The 19849-nt window shown below is 61.9% G+C and carries 18 protein-coding genes; 10 read left to right on the forward strand and 8 right to left on the reverse strand.

Going from position 1 to position 19849, the window contains the following annotated elements; all coding sequences use genetic code 11:
• Positions 1 to 72: 72 nt before the first annotated feature.
• Complete coding sequence (locus tag EP165_RS19120) at positions 73 to 435, reverse strand: SH3 domain-containing protein (protein WP_127524451.1); 363 nt, start codon at positions 433 to 435, stop codon at positions 73 to 75.
• Positions 436 to 551: 116 nt separating this feature from the next.
• Here EP165_RS19120 and EP165_RS19125 point away from each other — a divergent pair, with 116 nt between their 5' ends.
• Positions 552 to 2669 carry a S9 family peptidase gene (locus EP165_RS19125; RefSeq protein ID WP_127524452.1) on the forward strand — a complete coding sequence of 706 codons (2118 nt, stop codon included), beginning with the start codon at positions 552 to 554 and terminating at the stop codon, positions 2667 to 2669.
• Here the strand turns inward: EP165_RS19125 and EP165_RS19130 are convergent.
• The 4 genes from EP165_RS19130 to EP165_RS19145 all read right to left on the reverse strand — a co-directional run bounded on the left by EP165_RS19130 (position 2632) and on the right by EP165_RS19145 (position 5785).
• Positions 2632 to 3558: a cytochrome c gene (locus EP165_RS19130; RefSeq protein ID WP_127524453.1), complete on the reverse strand. Its 927-nt coding sequence runs from the start codon at positions 3556 to 3558 to the stop codon at positions 2632 to 2634. The two genes, EP165_RS19125 and EP165_RS19130, sit on opposite strands and share 38 nt — an antisense overlap.
• 23 nt (positions 3559 to 3581) lie before the next feature.
• On the reverse strand, positions 3582 to 4004 hold the full coding sequence (locus EP165_RS19135; RefSeq protein ID WP_127524454.1) for a c-type cytochrome: 423 nt from the start codon (positions 4002 to 4004) through the stop codon (positions 3582 to 3584).
• A 179-nt stretch (positions 4005 to 4183) separates the two neighbouring features.
• The gene (locus EP165_RS19140; RefSeq protein WP_127524455.1) at positions 4184 to 4786 is read right to left on the reverse strand and encodes a superoxide dismutase; all 603 of its coding nucleotides are present in this window, start codon (positions 4784 to 4786) and stop codon (positions 4184 to 4186) included.
• Between the two features lie 132 nt (positions 4787 to 4918).
• Positions 4919 to 5785, reverse strand: coding sequence for a branched-chain amino acid aminotransferase (locus EP165_RS19145; RefSeq protein WP_127524456.1), 867 nt, complete (start codon positions 5783 to 5785; stop codon positions 4919 to 4921).
• Between the two features lie 138 nt (positions 5786 to 5923).
• Between EP165_RS19145 and EP165_RS19150 the strand changes: the two genes are divergently transcribed.
• On the forward strand, positions 5924 to 6601 hold the full coding sequence (locus EP165_RS19150) for a haloacid dehalogenase type II (RefSeq protein WP_127524457.1): 678 nt from the start codon (positions 5924 to 5926) through the stop codon (positions 6599 to 6601).
• A 150-nt stretch (positions 6602 to 6751) separates the two neighbouring features.
• Complete coding sequence (locus EP165_RS19155; RefSeq protein ID WP_127524458.1) at positions 6752 to 7459, forward strand: L,D-transpeptidase; 708 nt, start codon at positions 6752 to 6754, stop codon at positions 7457 to 7459.
• Here EP165_RS19155 and EP165_RS19160 read toward each other — a convergent pair.
• Positions 7456 to 9036, reverse strand: a complete 1581-nt coding sequence (locus tag EP165_RS19160; protein WP_127524459.1) for a helicase HerA-like C-terminal domain-containing protein — start codon at positions 9034 to 9036, stop codon at positions 7456 to 7458. The genes EP165_RS19155 and EP165_RS19160 overlap by 4 nt on opposite strands.
• Before the next feature lie 303 nt (positions 9037 to 9339).
• On the opposite strand from EP165_RS19160, the gene EP165_RS19165 reads away from it, so the two are divergent.
• Positions 9340 to 10749 (forward strand): methylmalonyl-CoA mutase family protein, encoded by a 1410-nt coding sequence (locus tag EP165_RS19165; RefSeq protein WP_245440231.1) that lies wholly within the window; start codon positions 9340 to 9342, stop codon positions 10747 to 10749.
• Between the two features lie 61 nt (positions 10750 to 10810).
• A complete protein-coding gene (locus tag EP165_RS19170; protein ID WP_127524460.1) occupies positions 10811 to 12178 on the forward strand; it encodes a TIGR03808 family TAT-translocated repetitive protein in 1368 nt (455 codons plus the stop codon).
• On the opposite strand, the gene EP165_RS19175 is transcribed toward EP165_RS19170, so the two are convergent.
• Positions 12175 to 13179: an asparaginase gene (locus tag EP165_RS19175; RefSeq protein ID WP_127524461.1), complete on the reverse strand. Its 1005-nt coding sequence runs from the start codon at positions 13177 to 13179 to the stop codon at positions 12175 to 12177. The two genes, EP165_RS19170 and EP165_RS19175, sit on opposite strands and share 4 nt — an antisense overlap.
• Before the next feature lie 88 nt (positions 13180 to 13267).
• Here EP165_RS19175 and EP165_RS19180 point away from each other — a divergent pair, with 88 nt between their 5' ends.
• Positions 13268 to 14038, forward strand: a complete 771-nt coding sequence (locus tag EP165_RS19180) for a DUF3750 domain-containing protein (protein ID WP_127524462.1) — start codon at positions 13268 to 13270, stop codon at positions 14036 to 14038.
• A gap of 9 nt (positions 14039 to 14047) precedes the next feature.
• On the opposite strand, the gene EP165_RS19185 is transcribed toward EP165_RS19180, so the two are convergent.
• Positions 14048 to 15214 carry an acetyl-CoA acetyltransferase gene (locus EP165_RS19185; protein ID WP_127524463.1) on the reverse strand — a complete coding sequence of 389 codons (1167 nt, stop codon included), beginning with the start codon at positions 15212 to 15214 and terminating at the stop codon, positions 14048 to 14050.
• 144 nt (positions 15215 to 15358) lie between these two features.
• On the opposite strand from EP165_RS19185, the gene EP165_RS19190 reads away from it, so the two are divergent.
• The 4 genes from EP165_RS19190 (at position 15359) to betB (ending at position 19702) form a co-directional block, all read left to right on the forward strand.
• Positions 15359 to 16351: a threonine/serine dehydratase family protein gene (locus tag EP165_RS19190; protein WP_127524464.1), complete on the forward strand. Its 993-nt coding sequence runs from the start codon at positions 15359 to 15361 to the stop codon at positions 16349 to 16351.
• A 13-nt stretch (positions 16352 to 16364) separates the two neighbouring features.
• Complete coding sequence (betA, locus tag EP165_RS19195; RefSeq protein WP_206075951.1) at positions 16365 to 18014, forward strand: choline dehydrogenase; 1650 nt, start codon at positions 16365 to 16367, stop codon at positions 18012 to 18014.
• 62 nt (positions 18015 to 18076) lie between these two features.
• Positions 18077 to 18223: a hypothetical protein gene (locus EP165_RS20460; protein ID WP_164743101.1), complete on the forward strand. Its 147-nt coding sequence runs from the start codon at positions 18077 to 18079 to the stop codon at positions 18221 to 18223.
• A gap of 15 nt (positions 18224 to 18238) precedes the next feature.
• Entirely contained in the window at positions 18239 to 19702 is a 1464-nt protein-coding gene (betB, locus tag EP165_RS19200; protein ID WP_127524466.1) for a betaine-aldehyde dehydrogenase, read from the forward strand.
• The last annotated feature ends 147 nt before the right edge of the window (positions 19703 to 19849 follow it).

Genomic DNA, 19849 nt, shown 5'->3' on the forward strand with positions numbered 1-19849 from the left:
GCAATTGATGCAGTCACATGATGCGACAGCGCCGCCGCTGCTTTGGAGCCGCATGGCGACGCATAGCCGCACTCACTTTGGCGCGATGTAACGCCCATAAACCCATCCGGTGACGTAATTGCCGTCCCTCGCCGGATCGTGCCAGACTTCGCACCAGCGGTAGCGAACCGCCTGTGTCTTTTTCCATGTCGGCAAGAGTTCGATGTCGAAGAGATTGAGGCCCTTGGTGCAGCGCCCGGTCATCGCCAGAAGCGTCGTGTTGGGATATGCAGACTGTTTCTGCGATTTGGATGACGGGTACTTGCGGACGAAGAGCGTATCGCCCCATGGCACGTTAGCGACCTCCCAGGCCGAAAATGCCGTCGCATTGGCAGGCAGCGCCGCAACGGTTAGCAAAGCGGCCGACGCCAGCATTGTTCTGGTTTTCGCAAACATCGTCTTTCCTCCTCTGGAAAATTTGTTGAACTGACTATTTCCGGTTAGTCCCCGCCTCTTGAACCGCCTCTGAGAGGTGTGTTCATTCGCCATTCACGAATTTCAAACAGGCTCAAATGTCCAATCCCAGCACATTCCCTTCCATCGTTCCGCCCGTCGCGCCGAAGCGCCCTGTCGAGGACACGCGTCATGGCATCACGCGGACAGACGAATATGCCTGGCTTCGCGCCGACAACTGGCAGGAGATGTTCAAGGATCCGAGCCTGCTCGATGCCGATATCCGCGCACATCTGGAAGCGGAAAACGCTTATCAGGAGAGCATGCTCGCAGATATTGAGGCGCTGCGAAAAACGCTGTTTTCGGAAATGAAGGGGCGGATAAAGGAAGACGATTCCTCCGTCCCGATGGCCGACGGTGAATACGCCTATGGCACCGGTTTCCGGGAAGGCGGCGAGCAGCCGCGCTACTTCCGGACAGCGCGCGACGGCGGCGAAGAACACGTCCTCCTCGACGGTGACGTGGAAGCCGAGGGCAAAGCCTATTTCCGGATCGGCGGCGTCGATCACTCCTCCGACCACAAGCGGCTTCTGTGGGGTTGCGACGACAAAGGCTCGGAATTCTACACGCTGCGCGTGCGTGACATTGCGACCGGCAAGGACCTGGAAGATGTGGTCAGCGATACCGGTGGGGGCGGCACGTGGGACGCGGCTAATGAAGGCTTCTTCTACACCGCCCTGGATCCGAACCACCGCCCTTCCAAGGTCTTCTATCACCATCTGGGCAGCACCGGTCCGGACAGACTTGTCTATGAGGAAACCGATCCCGGCTTCTTCATGGGCGTCGGCGGCACGCGCAACAACGATCACATTCTGATCGCCATCAACGACCACGAGACAACCGAGTATCGGCTCTTGCCGGCAAACGACCCGAATGCAGAACCTGTCGTGGTGGCGCCGCGCGAAACCGGACTTCAATACGAGCTCGAGGAAGGCGGAGATGTCTTCTTCATCCTCACCAATGCCGACGGTGCGAAGGACTTCAAAATCATGTCGGCGCCAGCCAGCGATCCGTCGAGATCGAACTGGACCGAAATCGTGCCGCATGAGCCCGGCCGGCTCATCCTCTCCATTGTCGGCTTCAAGGATTATCTGGTTCGCCTGGAACGCAAGGACGGGTTGCCGCGCATCGTCATCCGTGAGCGTGCTTCGGGCACGGAGCATGCGATCGCTTTCGAGGAAGAAGCCTATTCGCTGGGCATCGGCGAATCGCTCGAATTCGATACCGAGGTCTTCCGCTTCAACTATTCCTCGATGACGACGCCAGCGCAGGTATTCGACTACAATATGCGCACCCGTGAGCGCACTCTGCTCAAGACGCAGGAAGTGCCCTCAGGCCACGACCCGGACGACTATGTCACCCGCCGGCTGATGGCGCCCGCGCCCGACGGCGAGCTCGTACCGGTGTCTATCCTCCACCATCGCGACACGCCCCTGGACGGCAGCGCGCCGTGCCTGCTCTACGGTTACGGCGCATATGGCATCGCCATTCCCGCCTCGTTCAACACCAACTGCCTGTCGCTCGCCGACCGTGGGTTCATCTACGCCATCGCTCATATTCGCGGCGGCAAGGACAAGGGTTACAGCTGGTACGAAGACGGCAAGAAGGACAATAAGGTCAATACCTTCACCGATTTCATTGCCGCATCGAATCATCTCGTTTCTGAGACCCTCACCGCGCATGACCGCATCGTCGCGCAAGGCGGATCGGCCGGCGGCATGTTGATGGGCGCCGTCGCGAACATGGCACCGGAAAAGTTCGGCGCGATCATCGCCGAGGTGCCGTTCGTCGATGTGCTCAATACAATGCTCGACGCTTCCTTGCCCCTCACCCCGCCGGAATGGCCCGAATGGGGAAACCCGATTGAATCGGCCACCGACTATGAACGCATCGCGTCCTATTCGCCGTACGACAATGTCGGCGCGTATGACTATCCGCCGATCCTGGCGGTCGCCGGCCTTACCGATCCGCGCGTGACTTACTGGGAGCCGGCGAAGTGGGTGGCGCGGCTGAGGGACCGCAAGACAGGCGACAATCCCGTGCTGTTCCGCATCAACCTGTCCGCCGGCCATGCCGGTGCGTCGGGAAGATTTTCGCGGCTGGAAGAAGTCGCGTTGAATTACGCCTTCGCGATCAGGGTCACGGGTGCCCGTCAGGAAGCGAAGGCACCTGCTTGAGGTATGCCGCGATGGCGGCGCGATCCCCGGGCTCGAGATTGGCGAGGTTCTTGATAACCGAAACCATCTCGCCGCCCGCGGAATCAAAATCCGGCGTGAAGCCAGAGTTCAGGTATTCGGCGATTTCGTCTTCCGACCAGCCCCCGACATCGCCGCCGGGCGTGATGTTCGGGATGGTGCCCTCGCCGGTGGCCGCGGGCGCGCCTGACAGCCAGGCATCATATTGCGTTCCGCCGAACATATCCCGCGGGGTGTGACATTCGCCGCAGTGGCCCGGCCCCTCGACAAGATATTTGCCGAGAACGACCGCATCGCTCACTTCCGCATCGAGTTCGACGACCTGCTTCTCGCGCATATAAAGCAGTTTCCAAAGCCCAAGTCCGCGGCGGATGTTGAACGGAAAGCCCAACTGGTGGTCGGGCGCCTTGCCTTCGACAGCGGGCAGCGTCTTCATGAACGCGTAGAGGTCTGCAATGTCCGCCGGGTCCATGCGCGTGTAGGAGGCGTAGGGGAAGGCCGGGTAATAATGCGCACCATCGGGCGAGATGCCGCGCTGCATCGCGTTGGCAAAATTCACCAGCGACCAGCCACCGATGCCGTCCGTCTTGTGGCTCGAAATGTTGGGGGCAACAAAGGTGCCGAAGGGGGTGGCGAGTTCGAGACCGCCGGCCAGCCGCAGCCGCTCCTCGCCCTCGGCCTTGGATTCAGCATGGCAGGACGCGCAGCCGGCCACCCAGAAAATGCGTTCGCCACGCGCCTCGGCCCCGTCAGAGACGGGGGCGATTCCGGCATCGTCCAGTGACCTCGGCGCCGAAAGAACCCACCCTGCAATGGCACCGAGGGCGGCCAGAACGACCGCCCCCGCAATCAGTTTGCGCATAGATGGCATCTTAGCGGGAATTGTCGGTCAGACTAGAGGCGGTACGCCTCGTGACAGGAACCGCAATTGCTGGCGACGGTTCCAAAAACGGCCTGGAACGAGGCCAGATCCTGCGGATTGGCTGCAATGGCAGCTTCCACGTCGGCATCATACTTTTCATGGGCGGCCTTGAAGCCATCCATATCTTCCCAGATTTTCGGCGACGACTTGCCGCCTTCACTGCCAGCCGGCCATAGCGCGTCGATATCCAGCTTCTCCGCGTTGGCTTCCAGCGCCTGGAGGGCATCCATAACGGCTGCTGCGTCGAAAGGATTCTTCGCCTGCGCGATCGGAACCAGCACACGCATGGCGCCGCCGCGCTCCTTCATGTAGGCCTGCCGGTCCTCAACGGCGTCCGCCGACGCGGCGGTCGTGCCGAGCAGGAGCATCGAGGCTGCAATTGCAAGGTACTTCATCAATTCGACTCCGTGGCTTTAACATCCGCTAGCGCGGGACTTCGATCATGGCGGATACACCGCCACGGGAAAGTCAAATCACCTGACTTGAAAATCACGCTTGCGTTATCTCCACGCCTGGCCTGAAACAAAAAAAGCTCCGGCGAACCGGAGCTTTCTTGATTCCGTATAAGCGCCGATCAGGCGCCGGACTTTTCGTAGAGTTCCAGCACGTAATCCCAGTTGATGAGATTGTCGACAAACGCCTCGAGGTATTTCGGCCGCGCGTTGCGGTAGTCGATGTAATAGGAGTGTTCCCACACGTCGACACCAAGGATCGGCGTTGCGCCATGAACAAGCGGGTTTTCGCCGTTCGGCGTTTTCATGATCTCAAGCTTGCCGTTCTTCACGGCGACCCAGGCCCAGCCGGAGCCGAACTGGGTTGCGCCAGCGGCTTGAAAGTCAGCCTTGAATTTGTCGTAGCCGCCAAGATCGCTGTCGAACGCGCTCTGAAGCTTGCCCGGCAGGTTCTTCCCGCCGCCGCCTTTCTTCATCCACTTCCAGAAATGGACGTGGTTGTAGTGCTGCGCCGCGTTGTTGAAGAGACCCGCGTTGGAGCCATGAGAGGCTTTGACAATCTCCTCGAGCGACTTGCCCGACATGCCGGCTTCTTCGGCAAGCTTGTTGCCGTTGTCGACATAGGCCTTGTGGTGCTTGTCGTGGTGGTATTCCAGCGTTTCCTTCGACATGTAAGGCTGCAGCGCCTCGTAGTCGTAGGGCAGCTCGGGAAGTTCAAATGCCATTGCGGGTCTCCCTTCGGTATGATCATTCATGTGCGCGGACGTACTCGGCGTGGGCAGCCGGTGCTACGTCAACTCGGTTGCGGACATAAGACACCTTGGCGGCGATTTACAGGCCTGTTGACGTAATCGCACTCAGGCGTGCGCCCAGTCCCAATAAAGCTGACGCGCTTTCTTCGCCACCGGACCGGCCTGCAAATGTCGGTCTTCGACACGTGTGATCGGCACAACCTTCGAGTGGTTGCCGGTCGAAAACACCTCGTCGGCATCCATGAAGTCCTGGACCGAAAGTGTGCGTTCGTGCACTTCGATACCCGCTTCACCGAGCAGCTTGATGATGCGCGAGCGTGTGATGCCGGACAGAAACGTGCCGTTCGGCGCCGGAGTCATAGCAACACCGTCCTTGACCAGGAAAATGTTTGAGGAGCCAGTCTCGGCAACGTTGCCCAGCATGTCGAGCACGAGTGCGTTGTCGAAGCCGCGCATCCGTGCGTCCATGATCGCGCGGCCGTTGTTGGGGTAAAGGCAACCGGCCTTGGCGTTGGTGGGCATGGTTTCGAAGGTCGGGCGACGAAACGGCGATACGGTGACCGAAAAACCGGTCGGCTCGATCATCGGCGCCTCGTAGAGACATAGGCAGAACCGCGTTGATTCGGGGTCGGCAGGCACGCCCATGTAGCCTCCGGCCTCGGCCCAGTACATCGGTCTGATATAGACCGCCGTCTTGCCATCAAACTTCTTCAGGCCCTCAGCCGTAAGGGCGGCGATTTCTTCCGCAGCGACCGTGGGCTTCAGGCCCAGCGCGGTCGCAGACTGGTTGACGCGCTGGCAGTGGCGATCGAGGTCGGGAGAAACGCCTTCGAACCAGCGTGCGCCGTCGAATACGGTCGAACCCAGCCACATCGCGTGGCTGCGCGGTCCGATCAGCGGCACGTTTCCTTCGTGCCAGTCGCCATCGACAAAAGACCAGGTGGTTGTTGGGGCTGCCGTCCCGTGGCTCATAAGAAAAATTCCCGCATCAGATTCCAGGCATGGAAGAGGCTTTCTCCGGCCACGTCAATCATTGTTCGCCCGGAAGTGATTGGCCCAGCCGCCGACGGCCTTGACCGGGCCCGGCCGTTGCGCTTCAACCGGTTCGTCATGGCCACCCCCACACCACCCTACTCCGCCTATGTTTTCGACGCTTACGGCACGTTGTTCGACGTGCACGCCGCGGTGCGGCGCTTCGCCGGCGAGATCGGCCCGGACGGCCAGCAGCTCTCGGATATCTGGCGCGCCAAGCAGCTCGAATATTCCTGGGTCCGCACGCTCATGGGTGCGTATCAGGATTTCTGGGAGCTGACCGAGCAGGCGCTCGACTATGCATTTGCCAAGGTTCCGAGCGCCGACAGGTTGCTGCGCCAGAAGCTGCTGGACGCCTATTGGAAGCTCGACTGTTACCCGGAGGTTCCGGCAATCCTGCGTGCGCTGAAGGCGGATGGTGCGAAGGTTGCGATCCTGTCCAACGGCTCACCTGCCATGCTGGAGGCCGCGGTCCGCTCCGCGGCGCTGGATACCGTCATCGACGAGGTATTTTCTGTCGATGCGCTGCGCCGCTTCAAGACCGATCCTTCCGTCTATGAGACGGTAACAACGGCATGGCGCCTCTATCCGTCGAAGATTTCCTTTCAGTCCTCGAACAGGTGGGATATTGCGGGCGCCGCCAAGTTTGGTTTCCGGACAGTGTGGATCAACCGCACGGCGCAACCGGACGAATATTTCGACCTGAAACCGGAACTGATCCTGCCTTCGCTCGAAGGACTGACCAAAGCCACATGATATCGACGCCCGGGCGTCTTGCGGCTTCCGCACGGCACACGGGTTAGCAATTCATTCACCAAGAATACGCACAATCGAGAACAGCAGAAATCGATGGGACGCGGCAGGCGCCCATTCACAGTTGACCGGCCAGCCTTTCGACGGGGACCCATGTCGCATTCCGATCAGTACGACTCGCATTTGACGAGGCGAGGATTTCTCGGTGCTTCCGCGGCGGGCGCTGTGTCGATCCTGTCGGCGGCATGCACGACGAGGCGAGAGCCGCCAACACCGCCGGCACCGCCGCCTGCGCCGGAAAACTACCGTGTCATGTACGGCGAGAAGGTCGACAGCGGTTACGTGATTCCGGCAGTACCGATCGAGAAGGTCAATTCCAAATACTACCGCCAGGAAGTTCGCGACCCGACCGGCGAGGCGCCGGGCACCGTGGTCGTCGATACCTCAAGCCACTTCCTCTATCTGGTTCTGCCCGGTGGGCGGGCGATGCGATATGGCGTCGGCCTCGGGCGTGCCGGCTTCGAGTGGTCGGGAGACGCCGTTATTCAGTGGAAGCGCAAATGGCCGACATGGACACCTCCGGCGGAGATGATCCTGCGCAAGCCCGAGCTCGAGAAATACAGCGCCGCCAATGGCGGGATGCCGCCCGGACTCGACAATCCGCTGGGCGCCCGTGCGCACTACATCTTCAAGGATGGCGTGGACACGCTCTACCGCGTCCACGGCTCGCCAGAGTGGTGGTCAATCGGCAAGTCCGTCTCATCCGGCTGCGTCCGCATGATCAATCAGGACGTCATCGACCTTTATGACCGGGTCAAAAACGGCTCGAAGATCATCGTCGGTGGCGCCGGGGTTGCCTAGCGCTTCAGGCTGCCCAGGATGCCACGCACGATCGCGCGGCCGAGCGATGAGCCGACAGAGCGTACCACCGATTTTATAGCTGCCTCCGTAACCGACTGACGGTTCGAGGTTCTGCGCGTCGTGCGGCGGCGGGTGGTGGTCCGCCGGCGGCGGTCATCGTCGTCGTCGTCATCATCGAAATCTGGCAGCGTCCAGGGCGAACGCCTGCCACGCTCATCCTTGTCCTCCTCGCGCTCTTCGCGACGCCGCTCCTCTTCTTCAGCCCTTGCGGTCTTTTCGGCGCGCGCCTGGAGCAACTCAAATGCCGATTCACGGTCTACCGTTTCATCATATTGAGCAGCGACGGGGCTCACCGCCAGAATCTTGCGCCTTTCTTCTTCGCCGATCGGGCCCATGCGCGAGGATGGCGGGCGAATGAGCGTACGCTGCACCATCGACGGAATGCCCTTGGCCTGCAATGTGGAAACGAGTGCCTCACCTACACCGAGCTGCGTAATCGTCCTGAACGTGTCGAAATCCGGATTGGGACGGAAGGTATCGGCGGCAGTCCGGACTGCCTTTTCTTCGCGTGGCGTATAGGCGCGCAGCGCATGCTGGATGCGGTTACCGAGCTGCGAAAGTACGGTTTCGGGTACGTCGAGCGGATTCTGCGTGACAAAAAACACGCTGACACCCTTGGAGCGGATCAGCCTGACGACCTGCTCGACGCGCTCGATCAGCGCAGGCGGCGCTTCGTCAAACAGAAGGTGCGCCTCGTCGAAGAAGAAGACCAGCCGAGGTTTGTCGGGATCGCCGACTTCGGGCAATTCCTCGAACAGTTCCGACATCAGCCACAACAGGAAAGTCGCGTAGAGCCGCGGGTTCATCATCAGGCGATCCGCCGCCAGCACGCTGATGGCGCCGCGGCCGTCGGGTGTCGTGCGCATAATGTCGGCAATGCGCAGCGCCGGCTCGCCGAAGAAATGTTCGCCGCCCTGATCTTCCAGAATGAGCAGGGAACGCTGAATGGCGCCGATCGACTGCTTCGAGACATTGCCGAACCGGCCGCTGATCTCGCCCGCACGTTCGGCCATGTTCTTCAGCAGCGCCTGAAGGTCCTTCATGTCGAGAAGCAGAAGCCCTTCCTCATCGGCGATGCGGAAGGCGATGTTCATCACACCTTCCTGTGCCTCGGTCAGGTTCATCAGGCGCGACAGAAGAAGCGGGCCCATCTCCGAGATCGTGGTACGAATCGGGTGACCTTTTTCACCGAACAAGTCCCAGAAGATGACCGGGAATTCCTGCATCTCATACGGGTCGAGCTTGATCGTATTTGCACGGGCGGTGAGGAAATCCTTCTCCTCGCCCATTACCGCGATACCTGAGAGGTCGCCCTTCACGTCGGCGCAGAAAACCGGAACGCCCGCATTGGAAAAACCCTCAGAGAGGATCTGCAGCGTAACTGTCTTGCCGGTACCGGTGGCGCCCGTCACGATGCCATGCCTGTTGGCGTATTTCAGCAACAGCTCCTCGGCCTGCTGGTAGCTGTCGTCCGGTTTGCGACTTGCACCGATGAAAAGGCTCAGATTATCGCTCATACGTCTCTTTCGAAGGTTTGGGACGCTCGTTTCGTGAGCGTAACCCTATAGTAAGCCGGGCGCCCGGCCACAATGCCGAAGCGGTTTCGAGAATTTTCGGAGTGCATGCAACCACTGGTTCACCGAACCGACCTTTGGCTTGTATGTGGCGACTTCGCGATTGCGACACAGCCGCCAGCCCCCTAATGTCTGATCAGCAGGCCACGCATGCGGGCGAGACACTGCGAGCCGGGCGCTGGTTATGCCAGTGCCCATCCGGCGTTTCGCTCTCCTGTCGCCTGCCCCGGCCGAATGGGAGACCAGATGAACCCGACCTCACCCTCTAGCGGCAGCGCTTCACCTGCGCCCATGCCTGCGCGGACAGGTGCCGCCGTGTGGCGCGGTTCGAACGGCGATTCTGCAAAGGGTGCTGGCGCGCGGGAGGCATCGTCCACCGCTGGCAACAAGCAGGTTGCCGGGAAAGGTACTGCGGCCGCGCTGCCGCATGTCGTGCAGCGGATGGACGACAGCGATCCGCGCCGCGCCAACCGGCAGACGCTCGAAGACATCCAGAATGGCGCGACGGGAATTGCGATCGTTTTCCAGGACGCGCCGAATGCTTTCGGCTTCGGCCTTCCCGCGACCGCCGAAGCCCTGACCGTGGCGCTTGCTGACGTGCCGCTGGCGCGCACGCATGTGCGGCTGGACTTGCATCCGCACAGCCGGGCATCGGTGGATTGGCTGGTTCGAATCCTGAGCGAACGAAAGATCGACCCTTCGCGGCTCGATGTCTCTTTCGGGATCGATCCTGCCGCCACATTCGCAGGCACCGGGCGGCTGCGCATGTCGATCGAGGCGATGCTGGAATCGATGCCGCAATCGCTGGCACAATTCTTCGCGCTTGGCGTACCCGGCATCCTGCTCGAGGCGGATGGCCGGGTGTTCCACAATGCCGGTGCAACGGCCGAGCAGGAACTCGGCATCATGCTCGCGTCGGCAAAGACTTATCTCAGAATGTTCGAGAAAGCGCGGCAGCCTGTGCTTTACGCCGCTGCCCATATCGGTTTCGCCCTGAGCGTGGATCAGGCGCATGCACGTTCGGCCGCCAAGTTCGCCGCGCTGCGCTCGCTCTGGTCGCGGCTGCTGGCCAGCTATTCCGTACCGGACATGCCGGCTGTCGTTCACGCCGAGACATCCTACCGGATGCTGACAGCGGGCGATCCCGAATCCAACATCCTCCGCAATGCTGTCGCCTGCTTTTCCGCCCTGCGTGCCGGTGCCAATACGATTTCGGTCATCCCGCATACGCAGCTTCAAGGTCTTCCCGACGCACGCGCACGCCGCATCGCGCGTAACACGCCGCTTATCTTTCAGCAGGAAGGCAACACGTTCTTAGCGGGCGACGCGAGCGATTCCGACATCGCAGCACTCGCCGTTCCCATGGCCGATGCCGCCTGGTCCGAATACGAGCGCATCGAGGCCGAAGGCGGCGTGCTGCGAAGTGTGCACGACGGCAAAATACAGCAGCGGATAGAAGAGGCGCGTGAAACGGCGGCCAAATTCCTGCGCAAGGGCAAGCCTCCCATCATCGGAACCACTCTGTATGCAGATGGCCCGGGCCCAGACCTAGCCAGCCTGCCGGTGCGCGCCGAAGTTGTAGCCCCCGAGGGTACGATCTTCTGCGAGCAGCTTCCCACCATCCGCCTGGATGAACTCCTCGAAGCAGCCGGCTGACTATCAGTCCACTGGCACGGATTCTGCTCGTTTGCCCATGACAACGGGAGCTTGTGTGCCGATGTGGAACAGACGGCAGTTTTTTGGCGTTTCGGCAGCTGCGGCCACGGCCGGCCTGCCTCTCACGGCCAGGGCCGCGGCCGCAAGCGGTTCGGCGTCGCCCGCGGGCGCGGTCGATTCGACCCTATTCGGAGTATTTGCAAACGCGCCTGTCAATCAGAGCAGCGCGTTTCAGGACATGCTGGAGCAGGCCAGCGAGCAAGACCTCATGGTCTTTCTCGCGGCTGGAAGCTATGTGCTAAGCGGCATCAGGCTCCCTGCCCGCACACGGCTTGCGGGCGTTTCAGGCGCAACCAAGCTCATCTTCGGCGGCGGCGAGTTCCTGATCGCAGGCCGTGCCTGCGAACGCGTCGAACTAACCGGCATCGGCTTTGACGGCGTGCGCCGCGACATGGGTGACAGCGTACACGGGCTCGTCGATCTCGGCGCAGTGCATCAGGTTGCGATTGACGACTGCAGCATCACGAACAGCGGCAAATACGGGCTGGTGCTCGACGCCTGCGGCGGACGGGTTGAACGCACAACGGTGACAACCGCAACGGAAGCGGCGATTTACGCTGTCAATTCCACCGGGCTGAGGATCGCCGACAACACGGTCGCCGATTGCGACAATGGCGGCATTCTGGTTCACCGAAGCGAAATCGGCGCGGACGGCACAATCGTGTCGGGCAACCGCGTCGAGCGCATCGCCGCGCTCTATGGCGGCACCGGACCTTTCGGCAACGGCATCAATATTTACCGCGCCGGCAATGTCGTGGTGAGCAACAACGTGATTTCCGATTGCGCCTTTTCTGCCATTCGCGCAAACGCGGCAAGCAACCTGCAGGTTCTCGGCAACAACTGTTCGCGTTCGGGCGAAACAGCGGTCTATGCCGAGTTTTCCTTCGAAGGCGCGGTGATCTCGAACAACATCGTCGATGGCGCGGCCAACGGCATCTCGATCGTCAATTTCAACGAGGGCGGCCGGCTCGCCGTATGCTCCGGCAATATCGTGCGAAATCTCAGGACCTCAGGGCCCTACCAGGCCGACCCGCCAGGCTTCGGTGTAGGCATTACGGTCGAGGCCGAAACCAGCGTCACCGGCAATGTGGTGGAAAACGCCCCGCGCTACGGCATGCATCTCGGCTGGGGACCGTTCCTGCGCAATGTCGTGGTAACCGGCAACGTGATCCGCAAGACCGGCGAAGGTATCGCGGTATCCGTTGTCGAGGGCACCGGAACAGCAGTTATCTCGGACAATGTGATCGACGACACGCCGAACGGCGCCATTGTCGGCCATCGCTGGACGGAAGCCGTGACCGGTGATCTCGCGCATGAAGGTGCGGCCGGCTTTCCCGGCCTGCTAATCGAACGCAATCACTCCAGCTAGGCGAGCGCTCCGGCAGGTCGGATCTCGCCGACTTCGGCGCCGCGCCTGCTCAGCACCTTCGGACGCGCAAGCGCACTGATGGTTGCCGAGAGCTCGTCATCGTCCTTCAAGAGCTGCGCGATAAGCGCGGCCACCATGGTTTCGGCCGCGCGGGTGGCGCCGTCGTCGCATTTCAGTGCGATGCCAAACCCGAGCTCCGGCAACGCAGCGCAGAACACGCCTTCCGCGCCTGTCTTGGTGAAGATGCGGCCCTTGCCCGCCTGCATGATCTTGGTGTCCATGCGGTCCGTTCCGGCAACGAAGAACGGCTCGGCCATGCAAGCGGCAAACAGGCGTTGCGCGGCTTGCGCGCGTTCCGGGCCGAAGGACGTTCCGGTCGCCATTCGGGCGAAGCCGAGCGCCAGGCTTCGCAGCGGCACGGCATAGGTGGGTATCGAGCAGCCGTCGATGGCGCAGACGTCCTCGCCGTGAGGCGCGCCGGTGACCGCCTCCATGGCTTCGCGCACCCATTGCTGCGACATGTGATTGCGGCCGACATAACCGGCCGGGTCAACGCCTTCCTGTACGCAGGTGCAGATGAAGCCGCTGTGTTTGCCGGAGCAGTTGTTGTGCAGCGCGCAAGGCTCGCCGCCCGTGCGCGCCAGCGCCCGTGTCGCCTCATCGCCCAGCGGCCAGTGCGAGCCGCACTCCAAAGCCGCCTTGTCCAAACCGGCGGATGCGAGCATTGCGGCGGCAAGCTCGGCATGCGCTGTTTCCCCTGAATGGGAGGCACAAGCGAGCGCGAGTTCGCGATTGCCGAAACCGAATTTGTCCGCCGCGCCGCTTTCAACCAGCGGCAAAGCCTGGATTACCTTTACCGCCGAGCGCGGAAACACGGGCTGGCCGGCATCACCGACCTCCACAACGACCGCGCCACGGTCATCGCACACGATGGCCGCACCGCGGTGTTGGCTCTCCACGATGCCGCCGCGCAGCACTTCCACCAGAACCGGATTGGTCATTTAGGGTCAGGCCTCATCACCAGAAAGTCATTTAGCGACACGTTTTCGGGCAACTATGCCTTGGTGCCTGATCTGCGCAAGGGTTGCGATGCGTCTCATCAAACGGCTGATGCTGTTCCTCCTTACCGTCTTTGTCGCTCCGGCGCTGCTCACGCTCGCCTGGTGGCAGTTCAAGGAGCGCCCGGGATCATGGCGTGCTGCGGACTGGTCCGCCAGCGGCGTATTGCCCGCCGCAAGTTCCGATCCTGATGCCGCGATCTACCTCATGGCCGCGCGTACGGGCGGGCTCAAAGGCGCGTTCGCGGTGCATAGCTGGATTGTGGTCAAGAAACCCGGCGCCGGCCGCTACGATCGCTATGACAAGGTCGGCTGGGGTTCGCCGGTGCGCCGTAACGCGTACCCTGCCGACGGCAGATGGTACTCCAACGCTCCGTGGATCGTTCATGCCGTGCATGGCGAAGAAGCGCTGCGGCTTATCCCGCGATTTGAAGCAGCGATTGCGGACTACCCGTTCTCCCACCGGGGCGACTACCGCATCTGGCCCGGGCCGAACTCCAACACCTTCGTTGCTCATGTGCTGCGGCAGGTGCCTGAATTCGGAGGCTTCCTGCCGCCCAATGCCGCCGGGCGCGACTTCGCGCCCGGACTTCTGGCCATTGACTGGTCCGAAGAGGCAAAAGACCTGCATGTCACGCTGGGCGGCATGATCGGTTTCGCCGCCGGCGCGGTGTCGGGCCTTGAATTGCACTTTATGGGACTGGTCGCCGGGCTCGACTTCAATCAAGCCGGCATCAAGGTACCAGCAGCGGGGCTTGTGGCGCTCAGGCCGTCAATGACGGCAGAAGCCCGCGAGCCTTGATCTGGGGCCCTATTTGATCCGTTCGAGAATCGAAACGTAGTTCGCGACCGCCGCTCCGCCCATGTTGAAAATGCCGCCTAGATTGGCGTTCTCGACCTGGATGCCGCCCGCCTCGCCCGCCAGTTGCATGGCCGTCAGCACGTGCATCGAGACGCCCGTTGCCCCGATAGGGTGGCCTTTTGCCTTGAGCCCGCCCGACGGGTTCACCGGCAGTCTGCCGCCCTTGTCCGTCTGTCCTTCGAGCACGATCTTCGCACCCTCGCCGCGCGGGGCAAGCCCCATCGCTTCGTATTCGATCAGCTCGGCAATCGTGAAGCAGTCATGCGTTTCAACGAATGACAGGTCGTCCAGCTTTACACGGGCGTTTGCAAGCGCACGCGACCACGCCTCGGCGCAGCCGTCGAACAGAAGAATGTCGCGCTTCGACATCGGCAGAAAGTCCTGGACGTGCTCGTTGGCGCGGAAGGCAATTGCGCGCTTCATGGTGAGCGCAGTTTCCAGATCGGCCAGGACGAGAGCGGCAGCGCCATCGGAGACGAGCGAGCAATCGGTACGCTTGAGCGGTCCCGCAACGAACGGGTTCTTGTCGCTCTCCTGGCGGCAGAAATCGAAACCCAGGTCCTTGCGCATCTGCGCATAGGGGTTGTCGACGCCGTTCTTGTGGTTCTTGGCGGCAATCATCGCCAGCGCATCGGACTGGTCGCCGTGACGCTGGAAATATGCGTGCGCGATCTTGCCGAACACGCCGGCAAATCCGGCCGGCGTGTCGCCATCCTCGGGCAAGTACGAGGCACGCAAGAGGTTCTGGCCGATCTCGCGGCCGGGCGTCGTGGTCATCTGCTCAGCACCCACCACGAGCACAACGCGCGACGCGCCGGCATCGATTGCCCGTTTGCCCTGCCGCACGGCCGCAGAGCCGGTTGCACAAGCGTTTTCAACGCGCGTTGCAGGCTTGAAGCGCAGCCGGTCGTCGGCCTGCAAAACCAGGCTCGCGGTAAAATCCTGCGCCGAGAAACCAGCGTTGAAATGGCCGAGCACAATCTCGTCCACCTGATCGGGTTCGATGCCCGCGTGGCCGATGGCGTCGGCCGCAACCTTCACGATCACGTCTTCAAGGGTTTCGCCCTCGCGCTTGCCAAAAGGCAAATGGGCCCAACCGACGATGCATGCGCTCATGGGTATTCTCCCTTTCGAACCACCTGCATATGGGGCACGGCGCAGCGCCCTCCAAATTTGTTCAACAATGAACTATTTTCGATCCTGCGTAAAGCTGGACCACCCGGTCAGTTTCGGCAAAGGATAAGGCCAGTGGAGCTGCTCATGAACGTCCCCTCGCTTGACCACCTGAAACGCGCATATGCCGAAACGTCCAAAGCGACGCAGGTTACGCCTTTGCTGGAATCCCGGCCACTTGCAAGGCTCACTGGCGCAAAGCAGGTGTTCGTGAAGCCGGAATCGCTGCAATGGGCCGGCTCTTTCAAGATCCGCGGCGCCTATTGGCGGCTGACGCAGTTGTCATCCGAGGAACGCAAGCGCGGCGTGGTGGCCTATTCTTCCGGAAATTTCGCCCAGGGGCTGGCAGCCGCGGGCGAAGCGCTGGGCATTCCCGTTACAATCGTAATGCCGATCGATGCGCCGAAGGCGAAAAGCGATGCAACGCGCGGCTATGGCGCAACCGTCATCCAGACCGAGCATGGCGAGCGGGCGCGTGAAGAGGTGGCTCTGGCGAAGGCGCGCGAGATCGCCGCCGAGAAAGACCTGGTGCTGCTCCATCCCTTTGACGATCCCGAGATCGTAGCGGGACAAGCAGGCGCGGGACTTGAAGCGCTGCACCAGCTTGCCGATCACGGCGCGGAAGCCGACATCGCGTTTTGCCCCGTCGGTGGCGGCGGGCTGATCGGCGGCGTGGCACTCGCCTTTCATTATCTCTCTCCGCAAACGGCTATATTCGCTGTCGAACCCGAGCGCTTCAACGGCATGGGCGTTTCGCTCGCACATGGCGCAATCGAGACCATGCCGCTCGGCGCGCCTTCGATCTGCGACGGCCTGATGGCGCGCCGGCCAGGCGACGCGCCATTCGCCGCGGTGACCGTGGCAGGCGTCAATGGGCTCACCGTGCAGGACGCTGAGGTACGCGCGGCGATGAAATTCGCGTTCGAACGGCTCAAGCTGGTGCTGGAGCCATCGGGCGCCTCCGCGCTCGCCGCGGCGCTTTCAGGCAAGGCGGATGTCGCGGACAAGACGGTCGTCGTCGTCGCCACGGGCGGCAATGTTTCGCTCTCGGACTACATGAAACACATCGCCGACTCCTGAAACGCAATCGATGATTGAAGCAGATTTCGTCATAGTCGGAGCTGGCTCTGCCGGCTGCGCCCTCGCCTACCGTCTTTCCGAAGACGGGCGGAACAGCGTCGCCGTGATCGAGCATGGCGGATCTGATATCGGCCCCCTCATTCAGATGCCGGCGGCGTTTTCGATCCCCATGAACACCAGCGTCTATGACTGGGGCTTCGCAACAGAGCCGGAGCCGCATCTCGGCGGCCGTGTCCTTGCCACCCCGCGCGGCAAGGTGCTTGGCGGCTCCTCCTCCATCAATGGCATGGTATATGTGCGCGGCCATGCGCGCGACTTCGACCACTGGGCCGAGGTCGGCGCCCGGGGCTGGAGCTTCGCCGACGTGCTCCCCTATTTCCGGCGCATGGAACATTCGCACGGCGGCGAGGCTCACTGGCGCGGCACCTCCGGCCCGCTGCACGTGCAGCGCGGGGCACAGAAGAACCCGCTCTTTTCCGCCTTCATCGAAGCAGGCAAGCAGGCAGGCTTCGAGACCACCGCAGACTACAACGGCTCGAAGCAGGAAGGCTTCGGACCAATGGAGCAGACCATCCATCAAGGGCGCCGCTGGTCCGCAGCCAATGCTTATCTGCGCCCGGCGCTCAAGCGCAAAAATGTGAGTCTCGTCAGAGGTTTGGCGCGTCGTGTGGTGATCGAGAATCAACGCGCGGTCGGCGTGGAAATATTAGCTGACAAACAGATTCAACTTGTTAAAGCGCGACGGGAGGTCGTGCTTGCGGCATCGTCGATCAACTCGCCCAAACTTCTCATGCTTTCGGGCATCGGGCCGGCAGCTCATCTTGCGGAGCATGGCATCGAGGTCGTCGCTGACAGGCCGGGTGTCGGGCAGAACCTGCAGGACCATCTGGAGCTTTATGTGCAGCAGCGCTCGGTGAAACCGATCACGCTCAACTCCAAGCTCGACCTTATCTCCAAGGCGCTGATCGGCGCCGAGTGGCTTTTCCTGCGCTCAGGTCCGGGCACGTCAAACCATTTCGAGGCGGCTGCCTTCGTGCGTTCCGCCGCAGGTGTCGACTATCCCGACATTCAGTATCATTTCCTGCCCGCCGCGGTTCGCTATGACGGCAAGGCGGCGGCGAAGGGGCACGGCTTCCAGGCACATGTCGGCCCTATGCGCTCGAAATCGCGTGGGTCGGTCACGCTGCGTTCGGCGGACCCCGCGGACAAGCCACGCATCCTGTTTAACTACATGTCGCATCCCGACGACTGGACCGAGTTCCGCCACTGCATTCGCCTGACCCGCGAGATTTTCGCGCAGGACGCATTCGCACCATATCGCGGCGAAGAGCTTTCGCCGGGCGCAGACAGAACATCGGACGAGGCGCTGGATGACTACATCCGCGAGCATGTGGAAAGCGCATATCACCCCTGCGGCACATGCCGCATGGGCCGGGCCGACGATCCGATGAGCGTCATCGATCCCGAATGCAAGGTTATCGGGGTGGAGGGGCTTCGCGTCGCCGATTCCTCCATCTTCCCGCGCATCACCAACGGCAATCTCAACGCGCCTTCGATCATGGTCGGAGAGAAGGCGTCCGACCTGATCCTCGGCAAGGTGCCCCTCGCACAGGAAAATCTGGAGCCCTGGATCAATCCCAACTGGCAGGAGAGCGACCGCTGAGGGCAGCACTTTGTGAAACCGGCGCCAGGCGCTAAGGAAGGCATTCAGCCCGGAGTTATGAAATGAAGCAGAATCAGCTTTACGCCGTCATCGCGTTGCTCGTCGTCATCGTGATCGGTCTCGGCGCCTATATCTGGCGCGAACAGAGCAAGCCCGAGGGAGTCGAGATCAGGCTCGACGAGAACGGCATCTCTGTCGAAAAGAACTAGGCGGAACGGAACGACATGCAGGTACAGCCTAAAGCCTCGCACTACATCAACGGCCGCTTCGTCGAGGACGATCAGGGCGAACTCATTCAGGTGACCTATCCGGCGACCGGCGAGGTAATCGCGCATGTCCACGCCGCAACGCCCAACATCATCGAGCTGGCGATCGAGTCGGCCGCCAGCGCGCAACGCGAATGGGCGCGGCTGAAGCCGGTCGAACGCGGGCGCGTTCTGCGGCGCGCCGCCGACATTCTGCTCCAGCGCAACGAGTATCTCGCGCGGCTGGAAACGCTCGATACAGGCAAGGCGATCCAGGAAACACTCGTAGCCGACGCCCCTTCGGCGGCCGAGGCGCTCGAATTCTTCGGCGGGGCCGTTGCGGCATTCAACGGCGCGTATTTCGATCTTGGCGGCCCCTTCGGCTACACACGCCGCGAGCCGCTCGGCGTCTGCCTCGGCGTTGGTGCCTGGAACTATCCGATCCAGATCGCCGGCTGGAAGTCCGCGCCCGCGCTCGCCATGGGCAACGCGATGGTGTTCAAACCGTCGGAAAACACGCCGCTTTCTGCGCTTGCGCTGGCCGAGATCTACACAGAAGCCGGACTGCCTGACGGGCTGTTCAATGTCGTTCAGGGGCTTGGGCCGGTGGGCGCAGCACTTACCAGCCATCCGCGCATCGACAAGATTTCGCTGACGGGTTCGGTGCCGACAGGGCGCAAGGTCATGGCCACGGCAGGCGGCCAGCTCAAACACGCCACGATGGAGCTCGGCGGCAAGTCGCCGATTGTCGTCTTCGATGACGCCGACATCGAAAACGCCATTGGCGGGGCAATGCTGGGCAATTTCTATTCAACCGGTCAGGTGTGCTCCAACGGCACACGCGTCTTCGTGCAGTCCGGCATCCGGCAGCGTTTCCTGGAGCGCCTTGTGGAGCGTACAAAGGCGATCCGCATCGGAGATCCGCTCGACCCGGACACGCAGATGGGGCCGCTCATCAACCGCGACCAGCGTGAGAAGGTGACGTCGTACATCGAGATCGGCCGGCAGGAAGGCGCAGAGCTGCTTGCCGGCGGCGGTACGCCGTCGATGCAAGGTATGGACGGAGGCTGTTTTGTCGAACCGACGGTATTTGCCAATGTCACCGACGATATGCGCATTGCGCGCGAAGAGATTTTCGGGCCCGTGATGTGCGTGCTCGACTTCGAAAGCGAAGACGAGGCTATTGCCCGGGCGAACGCCACCGAGTTCGGTCTGGCTGCCGGCGTGTTCACCAACGACATGGCCCGCGCGCACCGGGTCACCGCGCAGCTTCAAGCCGGAACCTGCTGGATCAACGCCTATAACCTCACGCCGGTGGAGATGCCTTTCGGCGGTTTCAAGCAGTCCGGCATCGGCCGAGAAAACAGCCTCGCAGCGCTCGAGCACTATTCGCAGCTCAAATCCGTCTATGTCGAAACAGGCGCGGTCGACAGCCCCTATTGAGCGAAGGCCGGAACACGCGGCAATTGGCGCCTGCAATGCGCTTGCGGAGCCGCATCGCGGACGCTATAAGCCCGCGCACTGGTTACGGAGTGTAGCGCAGCCTGGTAGCGCACATCGTTCGGGACGATGGGGTCGCAGGTTCGAATC

The organism is Mesorhizobium sp. Z1-4, assembly GCF_004000235.1.
Lineage (GTDB): Bacteria > Pseudomonadota > Alphaproteobacteria > Rhizobiales > Rhizobiaceae > RCIO01.